Raw genomic sequence first — 18,350 nt, 5'->3', positions numbered from 1 at the left:
GTCGGGGCGGCGGCGGCAACGCCGGGCTGCTCGCCGGAAACGGTGGCGCCGGAGGGGCCGGCGGGCTCGGCTACGACAACGCTGGTGTCGCGGGAGGCAATGGTGGCACCGGCGGCTTGTTGTTCGGTGCCGGCGGCGTCGGTGGAGACGGCGGAATCGGCTTCAACGGAATCGGCGGCACCGGCGGCAGCGGTGGTAGCGGGGGCGCAGTGTTCGGCGTCGGCGGGGCCGGAGGCGATGGAGGAGTGAGCGAGCACAATGCCGGCGGCGCGGGCGGAGCGGGCGGTAACGTTGCGCTGCTCGGCGATGGCGGGACCGGTGGTCTGGGCGGATTTAGCGTGACTCAGGTCGGCGGGCAGGGCGGGGTCGGCGGCGCGGCAGGTCCGTTGGTGGGCAACGGGGAGCGGGTGGCGCCGGCGGCGCGGGCGCGACCAACGCCGGCAACGGTGCAGCGGGAGGCAACGCCTTGGTGATCGGCATCGGCGGCAACGGCGGCAACGCTGGAACCGGCGGCACGCCGGGGACTCCGGGTGACGGTGGTAGCGGCGGCCTGCTGGGGGTCAATGGGCTCAACGGGTTGGCCATCTAGCGCCGATCCGCCGGCGCCAGGTACGTCGGCCAGGTACGTCGGCGAGATCTCCCACATGCCCCGAATACAAGCATTGACGGCTCGGTCTTGATAGCGGGATCTCTGGTGCCCTCGGTGAGATTCGAACTCACACTGTACGGGTTTTGAATCCGTTTCCTCTGCCAGTTGGGATACGAGGGCTGCTAACCGGTTTCGGTCCGGAGTACACCATAGAGGAACCCCCCGGGTTCCCCGTCACAGGCGTCACGACAGAATATCCGTCATGACGGACCCCACCTCCGATGCCGCCGCCGCTCCGACGCGGCGGGTCCTGATCGCCGAAGACGAAGCGCTGATCCGCATGGACTTGGCTGAGATGCTGCGTGAGGAGGGTTACGAGATCGTCGGTGAGGCCGGCGACGGCCAGGAAGCCGTGGAGTTGGCCGAACAACACCAGCCCGATCTGGTGATCATGGATGTGAAGATGCCGCGCCGCGACGGTATCGACGCGGCCTCGGAGATCGCGAGCAAGCGCATCGCGCCGATCGTGGTGCTGACCGCCTTCAGCCAGCGCGACCTCGTCGAGCGGGCGCGGGACGCCGGGGCAATGGCGTACCTGGTCAAACCGTTCACTGCCAGCGACCTGATCCCGGCGATCGAACTGGCGATGAGCCGGTTCAGTGAGATCACCGCCCTGGAAAAAAGAAGTGGCGACGTTGTCGGACCGGCTGGAGACCCGCAAGCTGATCGAACGCGCCAAGGGCCTGCTGCAGGTGAAGCAGGGCATGACCGAGCCCGAGGCGTTCAAGTGGATTCAGCGCGCCGCCATGGACCGCCGGACGTCGATGAAGCGTGTCGCCGAGGTGGTACTGGAAACCCTCGATACGCCCAAGGACGCTTGACCTTGGACGCGCCCCTTGCGCGTCGAGCGTCCTGATATGTACGGCAAAAGCCCACTGCGACCGTACATTTGGGGCCGCTCGAGGCAACAGAAACGGCGCGAAAGCCCCTAGCGGGCGACGATCACCGACGACCCGTGCCCGAACAGCCCCTGGTTCGCGGTGACGCCCACCTTCGCGCCTTCCACCTGCCGGCCCGTCGCCTGTCCCCGCAGCTGCCAGGTCAGCTCGCACACCTGCGCAATCGCCTGTGCGGGAATGGCCTCACCGAAGCAGGCCAGACCGCCAGACGGGTTCACCGGAACGCGGCCACCCAAAGCCGTTGCCCCGGAGCGCAACAGCGCCTCGGCCTCGCCGCGACCGCACAACCCCAGGTGCTCATACCAGTCGAGTTCCAAAGCAGTCGACAGGTCGTACACCTCGGCCAGGCTGACGTCCTCGGGCCCGATGCCGGCCTCGGCGTACGCGGCGTCCAGGATCTGGTCCTTGAACACCCGCTCGGGTCCGGGCACCACCGCGGTGGAATCCGTTGCGATATCCGGTAATTCGGGCAGATGCTGCGGGTATCGCGGCGTCACCGTGCTGACCGCACGCACGGACGGAACACCGTCCAGCGAGCCGAGGTGCTTGCGGGCGAAGTCCGCGCTGGCCACGATCAGGGCGGCCGCGCCGTCGGAGGTGGCGCAGATGTCCAGCTGACGCAACGGGTCGGACACCACCGGGCTGGCCAGCACGTCCTCCACCGAGGATTCCTTGCGGTAGCGGGCATTCGGGTTCTGCAACCCGTGCCGGGAGTTTTTCACCTTCACCTGCGCGAAGTCCTCCGACGTCGCGCCGTACAGGTCCATCCGGCGCCGCGCCAGCAGGGCGAAGTAGACCGGGTTCATCGCGCCGATGAGATGGAAACGCTGCCAGTCGGGATCGTTCTTGCGCTCGCCGCCGACCGGCGCGAACGCCCCCTTCGGCGTGGTGTCGGCGCCGATCACCAGCGCGACATCGCAGAATCCGGCCAGGATGTGGGCGCGGGCGCTCTGCAGGGCCTGCGAACCGGACGCGCACGCCGCATACGACGACGACACCGGCACCCCGTTCCAGCCCAGCTTCTGCGCGAACGTCGACCCCGCGATGAAGCCCGGATAGCCGTTGCGGATGGTGTCGGCGCCGGCGACCAGCTGAATCTGCCGCCAGTCCAGCCCGGCCTCGGCCAGCGCGGCACGGGCGGCCACCACTCCGTATTCGGTGAAGTCGCGGCCCCATTTGCCCCAGGGGTGCATGCCGGCGCCGAGGATGTAGAGCGGCTCAGGAGTGCTCATGCCGAGACCTTCCACGCGTAGACGATCCGCTCCACGCCGTCGTCGCCGGTGAACAGCGGCATCGTCGTCAGCTCCATCTCCATGCCGACCTTCAGGTCGGCCGCCAGCGTGCCCTCGACCACCTTGCCGAGCACGATGATGCCCTCGTCGGCCAGTTCCACCGCCGCGATCGCGAACGGTTCGAACTCGGCGGGCGCCGGGTAGGGCGCCGGCGGCGGGTAGCGGTTCTCGGTGTAGCTCCACAGCTTTCCGCGCCTGGACAGGGCGACCGACTCCAAAGTGTCGCTGTCGCAGGCCGGATTGGGGCAGTTGTTCTCCCGCGGCGGGAACACGAAAGTCCCGCACTGCGGGCATTTACTGCCGATCAGATGGGTGGTTCCGTCGTCGTCGGTGGCGAACCATCCCTCGATCGCGGGTTGCTGGCTGGTGAGCTCGGGCACCCGGCAAGACTACCAAGCGCTTGTTTGGGGACACCACGGGACACCAGGAGGCGCCGGGGACACCGGGGCGCGTCGGACCCGATGCCTAGAGTGAGTCTCGTGACTGCCACCACCCAGGATCAAGCCAAGCCGACCCTGATGCTCCTGGACGGCAATTCGCTGGCGTTCCGGGCGTTTTACGCGTTGCCCGCGGAGAACTTCAAGACCCGAGGCGGCCTGACCACCAACGCCGTCTACGGCTTCACCGCCATGCTGATCAACCTGCTGCGCGACGAGGCGCCGACCCACATCGCCGCGGCCTTCGACGTCTCGCGCCAGACGTTTCGCTCCGAGCGCTACCCCGAATACAAGGCCAACCGCTCCTCGACGCCCGACGAGTTCCACGGCCAGATCGACATCACCAAGGAAGTGCTCAACGCGCTGGGCATCACCGTGCTGGCCGAACCGGGATTCGAGGCCGACGACATCATCGCCACCCTGGCCACCCAGGCCGAGAACGAGGGCTACCGAGTGCTGGTGGTCACCGGCGACCGCGACTCCCTGCAGCTGGTCAGCGACGACGTCACCGTGCTCTACCCACGCAAAGGCGTCAGCGAACTCACCCGCTTCACCCCGGAAGCCGTCGTCGAGAAATACGGGCTCACCCCACGGCAATACCCCGACTTCGCCGCGCTGCGCGGCGACCCCAGCGACAACCTGCCCGGCATTCCCGGGGTGGGGGAGAAAACCGCCTCGAAGTGGATCATCGAGTACGGCTCACTGCAGTCGCTGGTCGACAACGTCGACACGGTGCGCGGCAAGGTCGGCGATGCACTGCGGGCGCACGTCGCCAACGTCGTGCTGAACAGGGACCTCACCGAGCTGGTCAAGGACGTGCCGCTGGCGCAGACGCCCGACACGCTGCGGCTGCAGCCCTGGGACCGTGACCACATCCACCGGCTGTTCGACGACCTCGAGTTCCGCGTCCTGCGGGACCGCCTGTTCGACACCCTCGCCGCGGTCGAGCCCGAGGTCGACGAGGGATTCGACGTGCGCGGCGGGGCGCTGCAGCCCGGCTCGGTGAAGCAGTGGCTGGACGAGCACGTCGGCGACGGGCGGCGCGCCGGACTGACGGTGGTGGGCACGCACCTGCCGCACGGCGGCGATGCGACAGCCCTGGCCATCGCCGCGGCCGACGGCGAAGGCGCCTACCTGGACACCGCCACGCTGACGCCGCAGGACGACGCCGCCCTGGCGCAGTGGCTTGCCGACCCCGGCAGGCCCAAGGCGCTGCACGAGGCGAAGCTGGCGATTCACGACCTGGCCGGCCGGGGCTGGACGCTGGCCGGTGTCACCTCCGACACCGCGCTGGCCGCCTACCTGGTGCGGCCCGGGCAGCGCAGCTTCACCCTCGACGACCTCTCGCTGCGCTACCTTCGCCGCGAGCTGCGCGCGGAAACTGCTGAGCAACAACAACTTTCGCTGCTCGATGACGAGGAAGGCACCGACGAGCAGGCCGTGCAGACCGCCATCCTGCGGGCCCGCGCCGTCATCGATCTGGCCGACGCCCTGGACGCCGAACTGGACCGCATCGATTCCACCGCGCTGCTGGGTGAGATGGAACTTCCGGTGCAGCAGGTACTGGCCGGCATGGAAGCCGTCGGCATCGCCGTCGACCTGCGCCTGCTGACCGAACTGCAGAGCCAGTTCGCCGACGAGATCCGGGACGCCGCCGAAGCCGCCTACGCCGTGATCGGCAAGCAGATCAACCTGGGCTCGCCCAAGCAGCTGCAGGTGGTGCTGTTCGACGAGCTGGGCATGCCCAAGACCAAGCGCACCAAGACCGGCTACACCACCGACGCGGACGCCCTGCAGTCGCTCTTCGACAAGACCGGGCACCCGTTTCTGCAGCATCTGCTGACCCACCGCGATGTCACCCGGCTCAAGGTCACCGTCGACGGGCTGCTCAACTCGGTGGCCGCCGACGGCCGCATCCACACCACGTTCAATCAGACGATCGCCGCCACCGGCCGCCTTTCCTCCACCGAACCGAACCTGCAGAACATCCCGATCCGCACCGACGCCGGCCGCCAGATCCGCAACGCGTTCGTCGTCGGCTCCGGCGGTTACACCGAGTTGATGACGGCCGACTACAGCCAGATCGAGATGCGGATCATGGCCCACCTGTCCCGTGACGAGGGGCTGATCGAAGCGTTCAACACCGGCGAGGACCTGCACTCGTTCGTCGCCTCACGCGCCTTCGGCGTTCCGATCGACGAGGTCAACGCCGAATTGCGGCGCCGGGTCAAGGCGATGTCGTACGGCCTGGCCTACGGGTTGAGCGCCTACGGCTTGTCGGCCCAGCTCAAGATCTCCACCGAAGAGGCCAAAGAACAGATGGACCAGTACTTCGCCCGGTTCGGCGGGGTACGCGACTACCTGCTGGCCGTGGTGGAGCAGGCCCGCAAGGACGGCTACACCTCGACCGTCCTGGGCCGGCGGCGCTACCTGCCCGAACTGGACAGCAGCAACCGCCAGGTGCGCGAGGCCGCCGAACGGGCCGCGCTCAACGCGCCGATCCAGGGCAGCGCCGCCGACATCATCAAGGTTGCGATGATCGAGGTCGACAAGGCGATCAAGGAAGCGCAGCTCAAGTCGCGCATGTTGTTGCAGGTCCATGACGAGCTGCTGCTTGAAATCGCGCCGGGGGAGCGCGAGCAGGTGGAGCAGCTGGTGCGCGAGAGGATGGGTGGCGCGTACCCGCTGGACGTGCCGCTGGAGGTGTCGGTCGGCTACGGTCACAGCTGGGATTCGGCGGCACACTGAGTCACCCCGCGGAAGCAAGTCGCTCATCCACAGCGGGACCGAGTTTGGCCTGCGTGTACGCAGTCGAGTAGCCTCGACAGGTAAACCCAAATTGTCCCTGCGATCAATCCTGTCCGGAGCAACCCAACAATATGCCGAGTCCCACCGTCACCTCGCCGCAAGTAGCCATCAACGACATTGGCACCAGCGAGGATTTTCTTGCCGCAATAGACAAAACGATCAAGTACTTCAACGATGGCGACATCGTGGAGGGAACCATCGTCAAAGTGGACCGGGACGAGGTGCTCCTCGACATCGGCTACAAGACCGAAGGGGTCATCCCCGCCCGCGAGCTCTCCATCAAGCACGACGTCGACCCCAACGAGGTCGTTTCCGTCGGTGACGAGGTCGAGGCCCTGGTTCTCACCAAAGAGGACAAAGAGGGCCGGCTGATCCTGTCCAAGAAGCGCGCGCAGTACGAGCGCGCCTGGGGCACCATCGAGGAGCTCAAGGAGAAGGACGAGGCCGTCAAGGGCACCGTCATCGAGGTGGTCAAGGGTGGCCTGATCCTCGACATCGGGTTGCGCGGCTTCCTGCCCGCCTCGCTGGTCGAGATGCGCCGGGTGCGCGACCTGCAGCCGTACATCGGCAAGGAGATCGAAGCCAAGATCATCGAGCTGGACAAGAACCGCAACAACGTGGTGCTGTCCCGGCGCGCCTGGCTGGAGCAGACCCAGTCCGAGGTACGCAGCGAATTCCTCAACCAGCTGCAGAAGGGCACCATCCGCAAGGGTGTGGTCTCCTCCATCGTCAACTTCGGCGCCTTCGTCGACTTGGGCGGGGTGGACGGCCTGGTGCACGTCTCGGAGCTGTCCTGGAAGCACATCGACCACCCGTCCGAGGTGGTCAGCGTCGGCGACGAGGTCACCGTCGAGGTGCTCGACGTCGACATGGACCGCGAGCGGGTTTCGTTGTCGCTGAAGGCGACTCAGGAAGACCCGTGGCGCCACTTCGCCCGCACCCACGCGATCGGTCAGATCGTGCCGGGCAAGGTCACCAAGCTGGTGCCGTTCGGCGCGTTCGTGCGTGTCGAGGAGGGCATCGAGGGCCTGGTGCACATCTCGGAGCTGGCCGAGCGCCACGTCGAGGTGCCCGACCAGGTGGTCGCCGTCGGCGACGACGCGATGGTCAAGGTCATCGACATCGACCTGGAGCGGCGCCGAATCTCGTTGTCGCTCAAGCAGGCCAACGAGGACTACACCGAGGAGTTCGACCCCGCCAAGTACGGCATGGCCGACAGCTACGACGAGCAGGGCAACTACATCTTCCCCGAGGGCTTCGACGCCGAAACCAACGAGTGGATCGAAGGTTTCGACGCCCAGCGCAACGAGTGGGAGGCCCGCTACGCCGAGGCCGAGCGGCGGCACAAGATGCACACCGCGCAGATGGAGAAGTTCGCCGCCGCGGAGGCAGCCGACCACAGCAGTGGCGGCAGCAGCTCGTCGAGCAGCAGCTCCTCGGAGAAGTCCGCGGGCGGGTCGCTGGCCAGCGACGCGCAGCTGGCTGCTCTGCGCGAGAAGCTCGCCGGCAGCGCGTAATACGCTCGGATGCTGCGCATCGGGCTGACCGGCGGCATCGGCGCCGGCAAATCGGCGCTGTCCAAGACGTTCTCGGAGTGCGGTGGCATCATCGTCGACGGTGATGTCATCGCCCGCGAGGTCGTCGAGCCGGGCACCGAAGGACTGGCCGCACTGGTCGACGCCTTCGGCGAGGACATCCTGCTGCCCGATGGTGCGCTGGACCGGCCGGCGTTGGCGGCCAAGGCTTTTGCCGATGAGGAAGAGCGCAAGAAGCTCAACGGCATCGTGCATCCCCTGGTCGCCAAGCGCCGGTCCGAGATCATCGACGCGGTTGCCCAGGACTCCGTGGTGGTGGAAGACATCCCGCTGCTGGTGGAATCGGGGATGGCCCCGCTGTTCCCGCTGGTGGTCATCGTGCACGCCGACGTCGAGCTGCGCCTGCGACGGCTGATCGAGCAACGCGGCATGACCGAGGACGACGCCCGCGCCCGGATCGCCGCGCAGGCCACCGACGAGCAGCGTCGTGCCGTCGCCGACATCTGGCTGGACAACTCCGGCAGCCCGGGGGAGTTGATCGAGCGGGCAAAAGACGTGTGGCACAACCGGATTCTGCCGTTCGCGCACAATCTGGCCGAGCGTCAGCCGGCGCGGGCGCAGGCCCGGCTGGTCCCGGCCGACCCGAGTTGGCCCGAGCAGGCATCGCGAATCCTCAACCGGCTCAAGACTACGTGCGGCCATCGGGCATTGCGGGTAGACCACATCGGCTCCACCGCGGTGCCGGACCTCGACGCGAAGGACGTCATCGACATCCAGATCACCGTCGAATCACTGGACATCGCAGACGAACTCGTCGAGCCGCTGCTGGCCGCGGGCTACCCCCGTCTCGAGCACATCACCCAGGACGCCGCCAAGACCGATGCCCGCAGCACCGTCGCGGACTTCGATCATAGCGACGATCCAACGTTGTGGCACAAGCGTATTCACGCCTCCGCCGATCCAGGACGTCCGACCAACGTGCACATCCGGGTCGCCGGACGGCCGAATCAGCAATTCGCGCTGCTGTTCGTGGACTGGCTCAAAGCCAACCCCGCGGTGCGGGCGGACTATCTGGAAGTCAAGCGCGCGGCCGACGCCGGCGGCGGCGGTGACATCATCCGGTACGTCACCGCCAAAGAACCGTGGTTCCTCGACGCCTACCGCCGGGCCTGGGAGTGGGCCGACACCACCGGCTGGAAGCCCTGAGCGGTCCGAGTACCTTTTTTTCATGCCGTTCGTCACCGACATCCTGGGGCCGCGGCGGCCCGTCGACCTGACGCCCCCGCTGACGCCGGGCCGGATGCGGCGCACCAGCACCATCGACACCCACCCGGGCGGACCGGGAGAATCCTTCGCCGAACTCCGGGGGCGCGACGCGGTAGGTACCGAGGACGGCATCGCGGTAGTCGGTCAAGTCCAGATCCGGGCACGGCTGGTCGATTTCGTCGTCGACGACATCGAGCCCACGCCGCCGGACGCCCGACTCGATGCGCTGCGGGGGCAGCGCGTCAGCCGGGGCTTCCGGGCGAAGCTCGGTGAACTGCTGCCCGACGAGGTGCGCAAAGCCAGCCTGCTGCATCTGCTGCTGGACGACTGGGTGGGCGCGGCGCTGGTGTCCGGATATGGCATCCAGCACACCGCGATCAGCCTGGGCATCGAGCAGAAGATGCCGCCGGGTGTGGCAGACCGGATGACCGGGATCTGCGCGGGTTTCGCGCCGGAGGCGTCCGTGGTCGGCTACGCCCGGCAACACGATGTGATTCCGACCGGTCGCGGCCCGGTGGCGCCGGCACTGGCCGGACTGCACGAAGCCGAGCCGCTGCGAGCGCGCGGGATGCGCAGACTCCGACGTCTGGACACCTGGCCGGTGGGCGACGGCGTGGTCGAGTTCGACGCACACTTTCGCGATTCGCACACCGACGACGACCTCGTCGAGACCATCGTGCACGAGTACACGGTGACCGGAACGCTGCAGGAGTCGACCCGCACGGTCCTCTCGGCGCGGGCCGACGTGCGGGTGCTGCCGTGGCAGGAATGCCCCGGTGCCGTCGAAAGCGCGGCGCGCATCGCGGGCATGACGCTGACGGAGTTGCGGGACCGCGTCCGTGTCGAATTCGTCGGCACCAGCACCTGCACGCATCTGAACGACACACTGCGGGCCATCGCCGATTTGGATGCCCTGCTGAATCTGCCGATCCGCTGACGACGGTGGTCAGGGACCGCCGCGCCAATGCTCGATCCGGTGATGGTCGGGTGTGAACCCGTGCTCGACGCCCCACAACACCGCCTGGGTGCGGCTACCCACCCCGATCTTGCGGTAGATAGTGCGGATGTAGGACTTCACGGTGTTGGGGCTCAGGTAGGTCAGCCGCGCGACGTCGGCGTTGCTCTTGCCCTGGGTGATCAGCGCCAGGATCTCGGCCTCACGGTCGCTGAGGCCTTCGCCGCGGCCCGGCCAGTCCAGCCCGGGCGCGCTGCGCGCCCGCTTCGCCACGTCGCTGATGATCAAATCGCCGCAGTGCACCGCTTCCAGTGCGGCCACCAGTTCACTGGCCGGCAGGGTCTTCGACAGGTAGCCGTGCGCACCCTGGCGCTGAGCGCTGTCGACCAGATCGGGGTGAAAGTTCCACGTGTACACCACAACTCGGCGCGCGCGTGGGTTGGCGACCAACACGCCGATCTCCTCGTGATCGGATTCGGGCTGGGCGAAGGAGTCGTACAGCACGATGTCGACGGCGTCCTTGACCGGCATCGTGGAGTCGAGTTCCGCGATCACCACGCGGTCGCGGTACGGGTCCAGCATGTTGGCAACACCTTTGACGACGACGTCGTAGTCGTCGACGAGGGCGACCGTGATCGGCTCACCGGAAGGCGGCATATCGCGCAGATTACCTCCCTAGGGGTGTAGTTCTCGCCCCGCAAAGGGCGTTCGCTGGAATCAGCGTCGGGGCAAACCGACCCGACCGGCAACATCGCTGAAAGGGAGGGCTCGTCATGATCGTTCTCGGAATCATCCTGCTGATCGCCGGATTTCTGCTCAAGATCAACATCCTGTGGACGCTGGGAATCATCCTGGTGGTCATCGGTGCGATTCTGGCCGTGCTCGGCTCCACCGGACGCGCGGTCGGCGGACGTCGGCATTACTTCTGACGCCAACGCACGTTTGCATCCGTTTCATGCCGGTTATTCGACATGAGTACGAGAGGAGCAGAAAATGGCTCTCTGGCAATGGATTCTGATTGCATTACTGGCCGTCGTCGTGGTCGCAGTCCTGGTAGCGGCGGCGTTCATGGCGAGCAGCCGCAGAAGGACCGAACGTCTGAAACGGCATTACGGCAGCGAGTACGAGCGACTGGTGTCGCAAACCGGTGACCACCGCGCCGCCGAGCAGGAGCTCACCGCCCGGGAGCGCAATCGCAAGAAGCTCGACATCGTCGCGTTGACCCCTTCGGCGCTGACGGACTTCACCACCCGCTGGCAACAGGTGCAGACCGGGTTCGTCGACAACCCGGCGACCGCGGTCGGCGTCGCCGACCGGCTGGTCACCGAGGTGATGCGGCAACGGGGTTATCCCGTAGACGATTTCGAGCAGCGAGCCGCTGACATCTCGGTGGATCACCCCCAGATCGTCGAGGACTATCGGGCCGCACACAGCATTCACCTGGCCCAGCAGCGCGGCGATGTCGACACCGAACGGCAACGGGAAGCGTTCGTGCACTACCGCGCGCTGTTCGAGAAACTGCTCGAGACCACTTCCAAGGAGGCAAGCGCATGACCACCCAAGAACAACCGACCACCACCTATGACGAACCCCAAAACCCGGACGTCGCAACACAACCGCCGGCGACCGAGTCGGCAGAGCCCGCGCGGCACAAACACGAATCCGCGCCGGCGGAGTCGCACGAGTCCGCAACCACCGAAATGCTGTTCGCCGAGGACGATCTCGCCGAGCTTCGCGGGCGCTGGGCCGCGGTGCAGGCCGCTTTCGTCGACGATCCCAAGGACTGCGTGCAGAAGGCCGATGTCCTGGTCTCGGATCTGGTGGACCAGTTGACATCCCAATTCGCAACTGCGCGTACGCGTTTGGAGGAGCAATGGGCCCGCGGGCAGCAGGCTTCCACCGAGGACCTGCGGCTGGCGCTGATGCACTACCGCGAATTCTTCGAACGCCTGCTTGCGGTCTGATCAGTCGGGGCCCTCAGATATCCGGTCAGCAGCAGGACGATCTCGTCCTCGGCGTGCTGAAAGTCGACGTTCTCGCCGGAGGTGACCAGCCGGTGCACCAGGGATTCGATGGTCACCACCACGATCTGGGCAGTGAGCCGGTCAGCTCGGGTCCCGTGGTGTCGGGCCAGCAACTGGGCAGCCATATCCACGCTGAACCGCTCCAGTTCGTGCAAGCGGTCCAGGAACTCGGGCGCCCGCGGCGCCTCCTCGAACAGCACGCGGTGCAGGCGCGGGTTGTCCCGGTGGTTGTCGATGACGGCCCGCACGAACAGCCGCAGCGTATCCTCGAGCCCTTCCGGTAGCCCCTCTGACAGCCGGTTGCCGAGCAACTCGGTCCCGGCCTGCAGGTGTTCATCCATCAGGGCACGTAGCACCGCGTCCTTGTTGGGGAAGTACTGGTACAGCGAGCCGATGGACATCCCGGCCCGTTCGGCGATGCGGTTGGTGGTGCCGGCCGAATACCCGTATTCGGCGAAAACCTGAGCCGCCGCGTCCAGGATGCGTTGCCGGGTCTGGGCGGCTCGCACCTGCCGAGGCTGCTTACGCTGCCGAAAACGGTCAGTCGGGGCGATCCTGGACCTCCCGGTGTTGCAGGGCAAAAAGCGAGTAGTCATTCCACCCCGACACCAGCAAAATCAGGGACCTAACTGTTGCCCGAGGAGTCGGAATGCGTACCGTGCACGTTGAAACTATCCTGCCCACCAGCGCCGAGCGGGTGTGGGCGGCGATGCTCTCACCGGCCACCTTCCTCTACGTCTGCAAGGGGTTGTTCGGCTTCCCCGCGCTGGCCGGACGTACCGAGGCGCTGCGGCTGGGCGAGAGCGGCACCGGCTGGCTGATGGCGTTCCACGTCGTTCCCGCCTACCGGCACACCATCGAGGTCGTCGACGTGGACCAGAAGGCCGCAACGATCCGGACCCACGAACACGGCGGCGTGCTGAAGACGTGGAACCACACCCTGCATGTCGAACCGCTCGAGGCCGACCGGTGCCGGTACAGCGACACCGTCGACATCGATGCCGGTGTGCTCACCGGCATCGTCGCCGCACTGGCCGGCGGGATCTACCGCTACCGGCAACGGCGCTGGCGCAAACTTGTGCGACGACACCTGCTGCCGGCGGAAACGGCATGCGCCGGCAACCGCTAACTTGCGCGCCCCGGGTTGTCACCGCAAATTATGGTCGGCGCCTCGCCAGGTGAGCTGGATGCCGCCGGCCGCCAGCCATGCCGTCAGGTCATAGCCGTGGCCGGCCAGCCCCTCGACGGCCGCCACTGCCCGCCGTACCGCCACCTCGGCCACGTCGGGCGACAACAGGCCCTGCCGCAGGGCTTCGAGCAGCTCGTCGACGTCGGCGAGTTCCACGCCGCGGCCGGTGCGCACCTCGAGGTCGAGGTAGTGGTCCTCCGAACGCCACACCGTGTCGCCGGGCGTGTACTCGCCGACGTCGAGGTAGTAGTCGTGGTCGCGTTCGTGGCCCGGGTTGAAGTGAAAAACGGTGGCGCGCAACCCCATCGACGGCAGTAGCCAGGATTCCAGATAGTGGAACTGGGCGCGGCCGGGAGTGGGTCGGGCCAGATACAGCCCCCACGGATGCACCGCGTACTCGTCGACCGCCCGCACGATGCCCTTGGGGTCGGTGTTGGTGCGGGCGGCCAGGTCGAATGTCTCGTGCTTGGGTGGATGGATGCGGTCAGCCTACCGGCGCAGCCGGATCTTCCATCGCACGAAGCAGGCGTAGAACACCGACAACGCGGCGAGCATACCCATGTCGAGCAGCCAGATCTTCGACGTGTGCTGCCAGAACCGGTCCTTGGGGATCAGCGAGCCCGGGACCAGATTGCGCACGTCGACCGTGGCGGCGGCCGCGGCGTAGCCCCAGCGCGCCGGCACCACCGTGGACAACTGCTCCAGCACGATCCGGTTGGTCACCGGGACCATGCCGCCGCACAGCACCAGCTGCGCCATGATCGACACCACGAACAGCGGCATGATCTGCTCGTTGGAGCGCACCAGCGCCGAGATCGCCAGCCCCAGAATCGCCGAGGCCACGCACGTCGCAGCCACGGTGAGGAACAGCTCGATCGTCGCCGCCACGTTCCCGTGGCCCAGCACCAGCCCGCCGCGGGTCGGGCCGCTCTTGCCCACGATCACGATGGTGGTCGCGACCGCCGCCTGCAGCACCGCGAACACGCAGAACACCGCCGTCTTGGCCAGCAGATACGCCGTCGTCGACAAACCCACCGCCTGCTCGCGCTGGAAGATCGCCCGCTCGCCGACCAGGTCGCGGATGGTCAGCGCGGTGCCCATGAACGCGGCCGCCAACAGCAGCAGGTTGAGGATCTGCGCCGACTCGTCGGGCGTCCCGGCGTGTTCGGCGACCACCCGGAATCCGTTGGACCCGGGCACCGTCAGTGACAACGTGCCGAGCACGAACGGCAGCAGGGCCAGGAACACGAAGTAGGCCCGGTCGGCGACCACCAGGCGCACCTGGCGTCGCGCGATCGTCGAGATCTGGCGGCGCAGGCTGGTGTGCGTCGGCTTGCCCAGCTCGGCGGGCTCGGCGTCCTCGGCGGGACGCTTGGTCGCCTGGCTCTGCGCCAGGAAGCGGCGGTTGGCCTCGTCGGGGTCGGCGCCCACCTGGGTGAAGATCTTGGCCCAGTTGGTGGTGCCCATCGCCGAACCGATCTGGTCGGGCGGACCGCAGTACGCCGTCTTTCCGCCCGGCGCGACCAGCAGCAACTGGTCGCAGATGTCCAGGTAGGACAGCATGTGCGTCACCACGATCACCACCCGGCCGGCGTCGGCGAGCGAGCGCAGCATGGTCATGACCTGGTGGTCGAGGGCGGGGTCCAAGCCTGAGGTCGGCTCGTCCAGGATCAGCAGCGACGGGCCGGTGAGCAGCTCGAGGGCCACCGACGCCCGTTTGCGCTGCCCGCCGGAGAGCTTGTCCACCCGGGTGTCGGCGTGCTTGGTCAGATCGAGTTCTTTGAGCACCTGACTGACCACGCGGGCGCGGTCGGATTTGCTGGTGTCCGGCGGCAACCGAAGTTCGGCCGCGTAGCCCAGCGCCTGGTTCACGGTGAGCTGCCGGTGCACCACGTCGTCCTGCGGCACCATCCCGATCCGGCTGCGCAGCGACGCGTACTCGGCGTGGATGTCGTGGCCTTCGAAGGTCACCGACCCGGACGTCGGGCGGGCGTAACCGGCGATCAGCCTGGCCAGGGTGCTCTTGCCGGCGCCCGATCCGCCGATCACCGCGGTCAGCGTGCCCGGCCGCGCGACCAGCGAGATGCCGTCCAGCAGTTGCTTGCCGTTGTCGACGGTGTAGTCGACGTTGCGCACCTCCAGCCCGCCGGTGCGGGTGGCGGTTTCGCTGCTGGGTAGCAGGGTGCCGTCGCTGAATACCAGGTCGACGTTGCCGATGGTGACCACGTCACCCTCGGCCAGGATCGCCGACCCCACCCGGGTGCCGTTGACGAACGTGCCGTTGACACTGCGGTCCTGGATCTCGGTGCCCAGCGGGGTGAGCCGCAGGGTGGCGTGCTGGCGGCTGGCCAGCACGTCGGAGACGACGATGTCGTTGTCGTTGGCGCGTCCGATGGAGATGACGCCGGTCGATTTCGCCGGCTCCGAGCCCCGCTGCGAGCGTGGCGCCAGGATCTTGACCATCCGGGTGGCCAGGCCGGACACGTCGGCCGACTTGTGATCGATATGGGTGACCTCGGCGGCGGGCCGGTCGAGGTTGACGGTGGTGATCTGTTCATGCGGCGGCGGCGGTGACGGCGGTGACGGCGGCCGGGGCGCGGGGCGCGGTTGCTGCGGCGGGGTGGGACGCACGGGTCGCCCGTTGCTCCGGGCCGGTGGGGCGGGCTGCGGTGGCCGCGCCGGCGGCATCGGCGGAGGTGACGGCGGGGTGGCGGTGGCGGCGTGACCGCCCAGGTCAGCGTGGGCGGCCCGCTGTCGTGCACCGGCCCGGCGCTGGCGAAGCCGTTGCGCGGGCGAACCGGCTGGGCGCGCTGCCCGCCGAGTTCGAACGTCAGCCGCGGCCCGGCGGGATTGCCGATGTTGATGCTCTGGCCGTCGTGCACGTCCACCACCGGCATCCGGTACCCGGCGACGTACGTCCCGTTCAGCGAGCCGTTGTCGATCGCCAGCCAACGCCCCTGCTCGAAGCGCAGGATCAGATGCGCCCGGGAGATCCGCGGATCGGGAATGCGCAGGTCGGCGTGCAGGTCGCGGCCGACGACAATCTCGTAACCCGGGGCGAAAGAGCGTTGGGAGCCGTCGTATCGAATGGTCAGGGCTGGCGGGACGGGTCGATTCACCACACCAGTATCGGCGCGCCAGCGGGGTTGCTCGATGAGAGTCAGTTGCTGTGCGGTTCCTATGTCTGCAACGCTGCCTCTCATAGCAACTGCACAGCTCGGATCGGGACATGCAACACGTCAACTCGGGCATCATTCGAGGGGGAGGAGGGACGAAACGGCATGGAAGATCGGTCTGGCGGCACCCGGCGTCTCAACGCCGGCCGGCGACTGCTGGGCAACTCGCGTCAAGCTCTGCGCGCAGGTGTCCAGTCGCTGCCCGCCACCACCGTCAAGCTGCTGCGCCGCGTCCCGCCGGCGGTCCCACCGCCGAGACCCGCCGATCACCCCGCGCCGGGATCGCGCACCGCCATGGACCGCGGCGCGCAGTTCGCCGGCTACACCATCCTGCGGCAGCTGGGTGCCGGCGGAATGGCCGAGGTCTATCTGGCATTGCACCCCCGGTTGCCGCGCCGGGATGTGATCAAGGTGCTGGCCGAGGCGATCACCGCGGACAGCGAGTTCCGCGAGAGGTTCAACCGGGAAGCCGATCTCGCCGCCACGCTGTGGCACCCGCACATCGTCGGTGTGCACGATCGCGGCGAGTTCAACGGCCAGCTCTGGATTTCGATGGACTATGTCGAAGGCACCGACGCTGCCCGGCTGGTACGAGAGTCTCACCCCGACGGCCTGCCGGCCGAAGACGTCTGCGCCATCCTCACCGCCGTCGCGGGGGCGCTCGACTACGCCCACGACCGCGGGCTGTTGCACCGCGACGTCAAACCCGCCAACATCCTGCTCACCCATCCCGAAGACGGGGAGCGGCGAATCCTGTTGGCCGACTTCGGTGTTGCCCGTCACCTCGCCGACGTCAACGGGATCACCCAAACCAACGTCGCGGTCGGCACCGTCGCCTATGCCGCCCCCGAGCAGTTGGCGGGCTCCAACATCGACCGGCGCGCAGACCAATATGCGTTGGCCGCCACGGCTTTTCACCTGCTCACCGGCACCCCGCCGTTCCGCAACCCCAACCCGGTCGCGGTCATCAGCCAGCATTTGCACGAGGACCCGCCCCAGATCAGCGACTACCGTCCCGAATTGGCTTGTCTGGACGACATATTCGACCGGGCACTGGCCAAAGCGCCCGAGGAACGGTTCGATCGATGCCGATCCTTCGCCGCCGCCGTCGCCGCCGCGGTGGGCAACCCGCTGCCCGAAGACACCGCCGCCGGTGACGCCACTCCCGCGCGCGCCCGCCGCATCTCGCCGCGCACCCGGATGGCGGCCGCGCTGACGTGCGCGGTCCTGATTGCGATCGCGGCCACTTGGTCGGCGCTGTACAGCTTCCAACCCGACCTCATCGATCCCACGTTGGCGGCCCGACCCGCCGCCCAGGCGGCCGCTCCCGCGCCCGCCGCCCCGGTCTCGGCGCCCCCCGGCAAGGTCCTGGACGGCACCTACCGGCTGGATTTCGACCGCTCCAAGCGCACCACCAACGGCACACCGATGCGTCACAACGGCCTCCCCACCACCACGTGGTGGGCCTTCCATTCCGTCTGCACCACCAACGGCTGCGCGGCTACCGGTGTCCAGCTCGACCAGAGCTCCCACCAGGTCGCCGACACCACCGACGGCGGCTCGAGCGACACGCTGCGGTTCGTGGCCGGCTATTGGCAGGGCGCCCCGGCGCAGCAGCAGGTCGCGTGCCACGAGCCGAACGCTCCGGCACCGGCCACCCAGCAGGAGACGGTGGCGTTCTCGCTGGCACCGCAGGCAGACGGGACGCTGCGCGGCGTGCAGACCGAAACCGTCGGCAGCAACGAGTGCGGTGCGCAGGGGCGGTGGCGCGGGTTCCGGTGGTGGCCACCCGGGTGGGCGACGTGCCGCCGGAGGTGACGCTGAGCGACCCCGCGCAGGCGGTCAGCGCGGCGCTCGCGCCGGCGTCCCGGCCCACCCCGCCCGTGCTCGGCGGTGCCTGCACCGACGCGGACAAGCTGGCCTACGACCAGACCAGCAACGAACAGGTGGTCTGCGAGGGCAGCACCTGGGACAAGGCGCCGATCACCACCGGAGTGCACTCCGCCGGCAGCACCTGCGACCGGCCGGACATCCCGGTGTTCGCGATGTCGGCTTCCAGCGACGGCTACCTGATCGAGTGTGATCCGGTGAGCCGGATGTGGACCCGGCATCGCTGACGC

The 18,350-nt window shown here is 67.8% G+C and carries 15 protein-coding genes, 1 tRNA gene and 3 pseudogenes; 12 read left to right on the top strand and 7 right to left on the bottom strand.

Going from position 1 to position 18,350, the window contains the following annotated elements:
• Window positions 1–116 precede the first annotated feature (116 nt).
• Complete coding sequence (locus L6444_RS31155; protein ID WP_459561243.1) at window positions 117–473, top strand: hypothetical protein; 357 nt, start codon at window positions 117–119, stop codon at window positions 471–473.
• Window positions 470–589 (top strand): PE family protein, encoded by a 120-nt coding sequence (locus L6444_RS31150; protein WP_459561242.1) that lies wholly within the window; start codon window positions 470–472, stop codon window positions 587–589. Before L6444_RS31155 ends, L6444_RS31150 begins: the two co-directional genes overlap by 4 nt.
• A gap of 103 nt (window positions 590–692) precedes the next feature.
• Here the strand turns inward: L6444_RS31150 and L6444_RS15880 are convergent.
• Window positions 693–769: transfer RNA gene (locus L6444_RS15880), tRNA-Leu, on the bottom strand.
• An 82-nt stretch (window positions 770–851) separates the two neighbouring features.
• Here L6444_RS15880 and L6444_RS15875 point away from each other — a divergent pair.
• Window positions 852–1,470, top strand: a pseudogene (locus L6444_RS15875) (ANTAR domain-containing response regulator).
• A gap of 107 nt (window positions 1,471–1,577) precedes the next feature.
• Here L6444_RS15875 and L6444_RS15870 read toward each other — a convergent pair.
• Window positions 1,578–2,780 (bottom strand): lipid-transfer protein, encoded by a 1,203-nt coding sequence (locus L6444_RS15870; RefSeq protein ID WP_236975316.1) that lies wholly within the window; start codon window positions 2,778–2,780, stop codon window positions 1,578–1,580.
• Window positions 2,777–3,220 carry a Zn-ribbon domain-containing OB-fold protein gene (locus L6444_RS15865; RefSeq protein WP_236975314.1) on the bottom strand — a complete coding sequence of 148 codons (444 nt, stop codon included), beginning with the start codon at window positions 3,218–3,220 and terminating at the stop codon, window positions 2,777–2,779. Before L6444_RS15865 ends, L6444_RS15870 begins: the two co-directional genes overlap by 4 nt.
• A gap of 81 nt (window positions 3,221–3,301) precedes the next feature.
• On the opposite strand from L6444_RS15865, the gene polA reads away from it, so the two are divergent.
• The 4 genes from polA (at window position 3,302) to L6444_RS15845 (ending at window position 9,823) form a co-directional block, all read left to right on the top strand.
• Complete coding sequence (gene polA, locus L6444_RS15860; protein ID WP_370653127.1) at window positions 3,302–6,025, top strand: DNA polymerase I; 2,724 nt, start codon at window positions 3,302–3,304, stop codon at window positions 6,023–6,025.
• A 131-nt stretch (window positions 6,026–6,156) separates the two neighbouring features.
• On the top strand, window positions 6,157–7,602 hold the full coding sequence (gene rpsA, locus L6444_RS15855) for a 30S ribosomal protein S1 (protein ID WP_236975311.1): 1,446 nt from the start codon (window positions 6,157–6,159) through the stop codon (window positions 7,600–7,602).
• A 9-nt stretch (window positions 7,603–7,611) separates the two neighbouring features.
• Entirely contained in the window at window positions 7,612–8,826 is a 1,215-nt protein-coding gene (gene coaE / locus L6444_RS15850; RefSeq protein ID WP_236975309.1) for a dephospho-CoA kinase, read from the top strand.
• 22 nt (window positions 8,827–8,848) lie between these two features.
• Window positions 8,849–9,823 (top strand): DUF2889 domain-containing protein, encoded by a 975-nt coding sequence (locus tag L6444_RS15845; RefSeq protein ID WP_236975299.1) that lies wholly within the window; start codon window positions 8,849–8,851, stop codon window positions 9,821–9,823.
• Between the two features lie 9 nt (window positions 9,824–9,832).
• On the opposite strand, the gene L6444_RS15840 is transcribed toward L6444_RS15845, so the two are convergent.
• Entirely contained in the window at window positions 9,833–10,498 is a 666-nt protein-coding gene (locus L6444_RS15840; RefSeq protein WP_236975297.1) for a response regulator transcription factor, read from the bottom strand.
• Between the two features lie 116 nt (window positions 10,499–10,614).
• Here L6444_RS15840 and L6444_RS15835 point away from each other — a divergent pair, with 116 nt between their 5' ends.
• The 3 genes from L6444_RS15835 to L6444_RS15825 all read left to right on the top strand — a co-directional run bounded on the left by L6444_RS15835 (window position 10,615) and on the right by L6444_RS15825 (window position 11,805).
• Window positions 10,615–10,770 carry a DUF6131 family protein gene (locus tag L6444_RS15835; protein WP_236975295.1) on the top strand — a complete coding sequence of 52 codons (156 nt, stop codon included), beginning with the start codon at window positions 10,615–10,617 and terminating at the stop codon, window positions 10,768–10,770.
• A 64-nt stretch (window positions 10,771–10,834) separates the two neighbouring features.
• A complete protein-coding gene (locus tag L6444_RS15830) occupies window positions 10,835–11,395 on the top strand; it encodes a hypothetical protein (RefSeq protein ID WP_236975292.1) in 561 nt (186 codons plus the stop codon).
• Window positions 11,392–11,805 (top strand): hypothetical protein, encoded by a 414-nt coding sequence (locus L6444_RS15825; RefSeq protein ID WP_236975290.1) that lies wholly within the window; start codon window positions 11,392–11,394, stop codon window positions 11,803–11,805. The genes L6444_RS15830 and L6444_RS15825 overlap by 4 nt, the downstream gene beginning before the upstream one ends.
• Here the strand turns inward: L6444_RS15825 and L6444_RS15820 are convergent.
• A complete protein-coding gene (locus tag L6444_RS15820) occupies window positions 11,769–12,461 on the bottom strand; it encodes a TetR/AcrR family transcriptional regulator (protein ID WP_370653128.1) in 693 nt (230 codons plus the stop codon). The two genes, L6444_RS15825 and L6444_RS15820, sit on opposite strands and share 37 nt — an antisense overlap.
• A gap of 53 nt (window positions 12,462–12,514) precedes the next feature.
• Here L6444_RS15820 and L6444_RS15815 point away from each other — a divergent pair, with 53 nt between their 5' ends.
• Window positions 12,515–12,994 (top strand): hypothetical protein, encoded by a 480-nt coding sequence (locus L6444_RS15815; RefSeq protein ID WP_236975285.1) that lies wholly within the window; start codon window positions 12,515–12,517, stop codon window positions 12,992–12,994.
• A gap of 18 nt (window positions 12,995–13,012) precedes the next feature.
• Here the strand turns inward: L6444_RS15815 and L6444_RS15810 are convergent, their stop codons facing one another.
• Both L6444_RS15810 and L6444_RS15805 read right to left on the bottom strand, forming a co-directional pair.
• Window positions 13,013–13,468, bottom strand: coding sequence for a ribonuclease FAU-1 family protein (locus L6444_RS15810; RefSeq protein ID WP_236975282.1), 456 nt, complete (start codon window positions 13,466–13,468; stop codon window positions 13,013–13,015).
• A 75-nt stretch (window positions 13,469–13,543) separates the two neighbouring features.
• Window positions 13,544–16,176: pseudogene (locus L6444_RS15805) on the bottom strand (ATP-binding cassette domain-containing protein).
• Window positions 16,177–16,335: 159 nt separating this feature from the next.
• On the opposite strand from L6444_RS15805, the pseudogene L6444_RS30655 reads away from it, so the two are divergent.
• Window positions 16,336–18,347: pseudogene (locus L6444_RS30655) on the top strand (serine/threonine-protein kinase).
• Window positions 18,348–18,350 lie beyond the last annotated feature (3 nt).

Source organism: Mycobacterium kiyosense, assembly GCA_021654635.1.
In the GTDB taxonomy this organism is placed as follows: Bacteria; Actinomycetota; Actinomycetes; order Mycobacteriales; family Mycobacteriaceae; genus Mycobacterium; species Mycobacterium kiyosense.
Note: the sequence above shows the minus strand (reverse complement) of the source record. Positions and strands in the feature narration are given on the sequence as shown.

What these genes read in the sequence shown, in the direction of transcription:
- L6444_RS15870 (WP_236975316.1), bottom strand. Translation starts at nt 2,780, where the DNA reads ATGAGCACTCCTGAGCCGCTCTACATCCTCGGCGCCGGCATGCACCCC.
- polA (WP_370653127.1), top strand. Translation starts at nt 3,302, where the DNA reads ATGCCTAGAGTGAGTCTCGTGACTGCCACCACCCAGGATCAAGCCAAG.
- rpsA (WP_236975311.1), top strand. Translation starts at nt 6,157, where the DNA reads ATGCCGAGTCCCACCGTCACCTCGCCGCAAGTAGCCATCAACGACATT.
- coaE (WP_236975309.1), top strand. Translation starts at nt 7,612, where the DNA reads ATGCTGCGCATCGGGCTGACCGGCGGCATCGGCGCCGGCAAATCGGCG.
- L6444_RS15845 (WP_236975299.1), top strand. Translation starts at nt 8,849, where the DNA reads ATGCCGTTCGTCACCGACATCCTGGGGCCGCGGCGGCCCGTCGACCTG.
- L6444_RS15840 (WP_236975297.1), bottom strand. Translation starts at nt 10,498, where the DNA reads ATGCCGCCTTCCGGTGAGCCGATCACGGTCGCCCTCGTCGACGACTAC.
- L6444_RS15835 (WP_236975295.1), top strand. Translation starts at nt 10,615, where the DNA reads ATGATCGTTCTCGGAATCATCCTGCTGATCGCCGGATTTCTGCTCAAG.
- L6444_RS15830 (WP_236975292.1), top strand. Translation starts at nt 10,835, where the DNA reads ATGGCTCTCTGGCAATGGATTCTGATTGCATTACTGGCCGTCGTCGTG.
- L6444_RS15825 (WP_236975290.1), top strand. Translation starts at nt 11,392, where the DNA reads ATGACCACCCAAGAACAACCGACCACCACCTATGACGAACCCCAAAAC.
- L6444_RS15820 (WP_370653128.1), bottom strand. Translation starts at nt 12,461, where the DNA reads ATGACTACTCGCTTTTTGCCCTGCAACACCGGGAGGTCCAGGATCGCC.
- L6444_RS15815 (WP_236975285.1), top strand. Translation starts at nt 12,515, where the DNA reads ATGCGTACCGTGCACGTTGAAACTATCCTGCCCACCAGCGCCGAGCGG.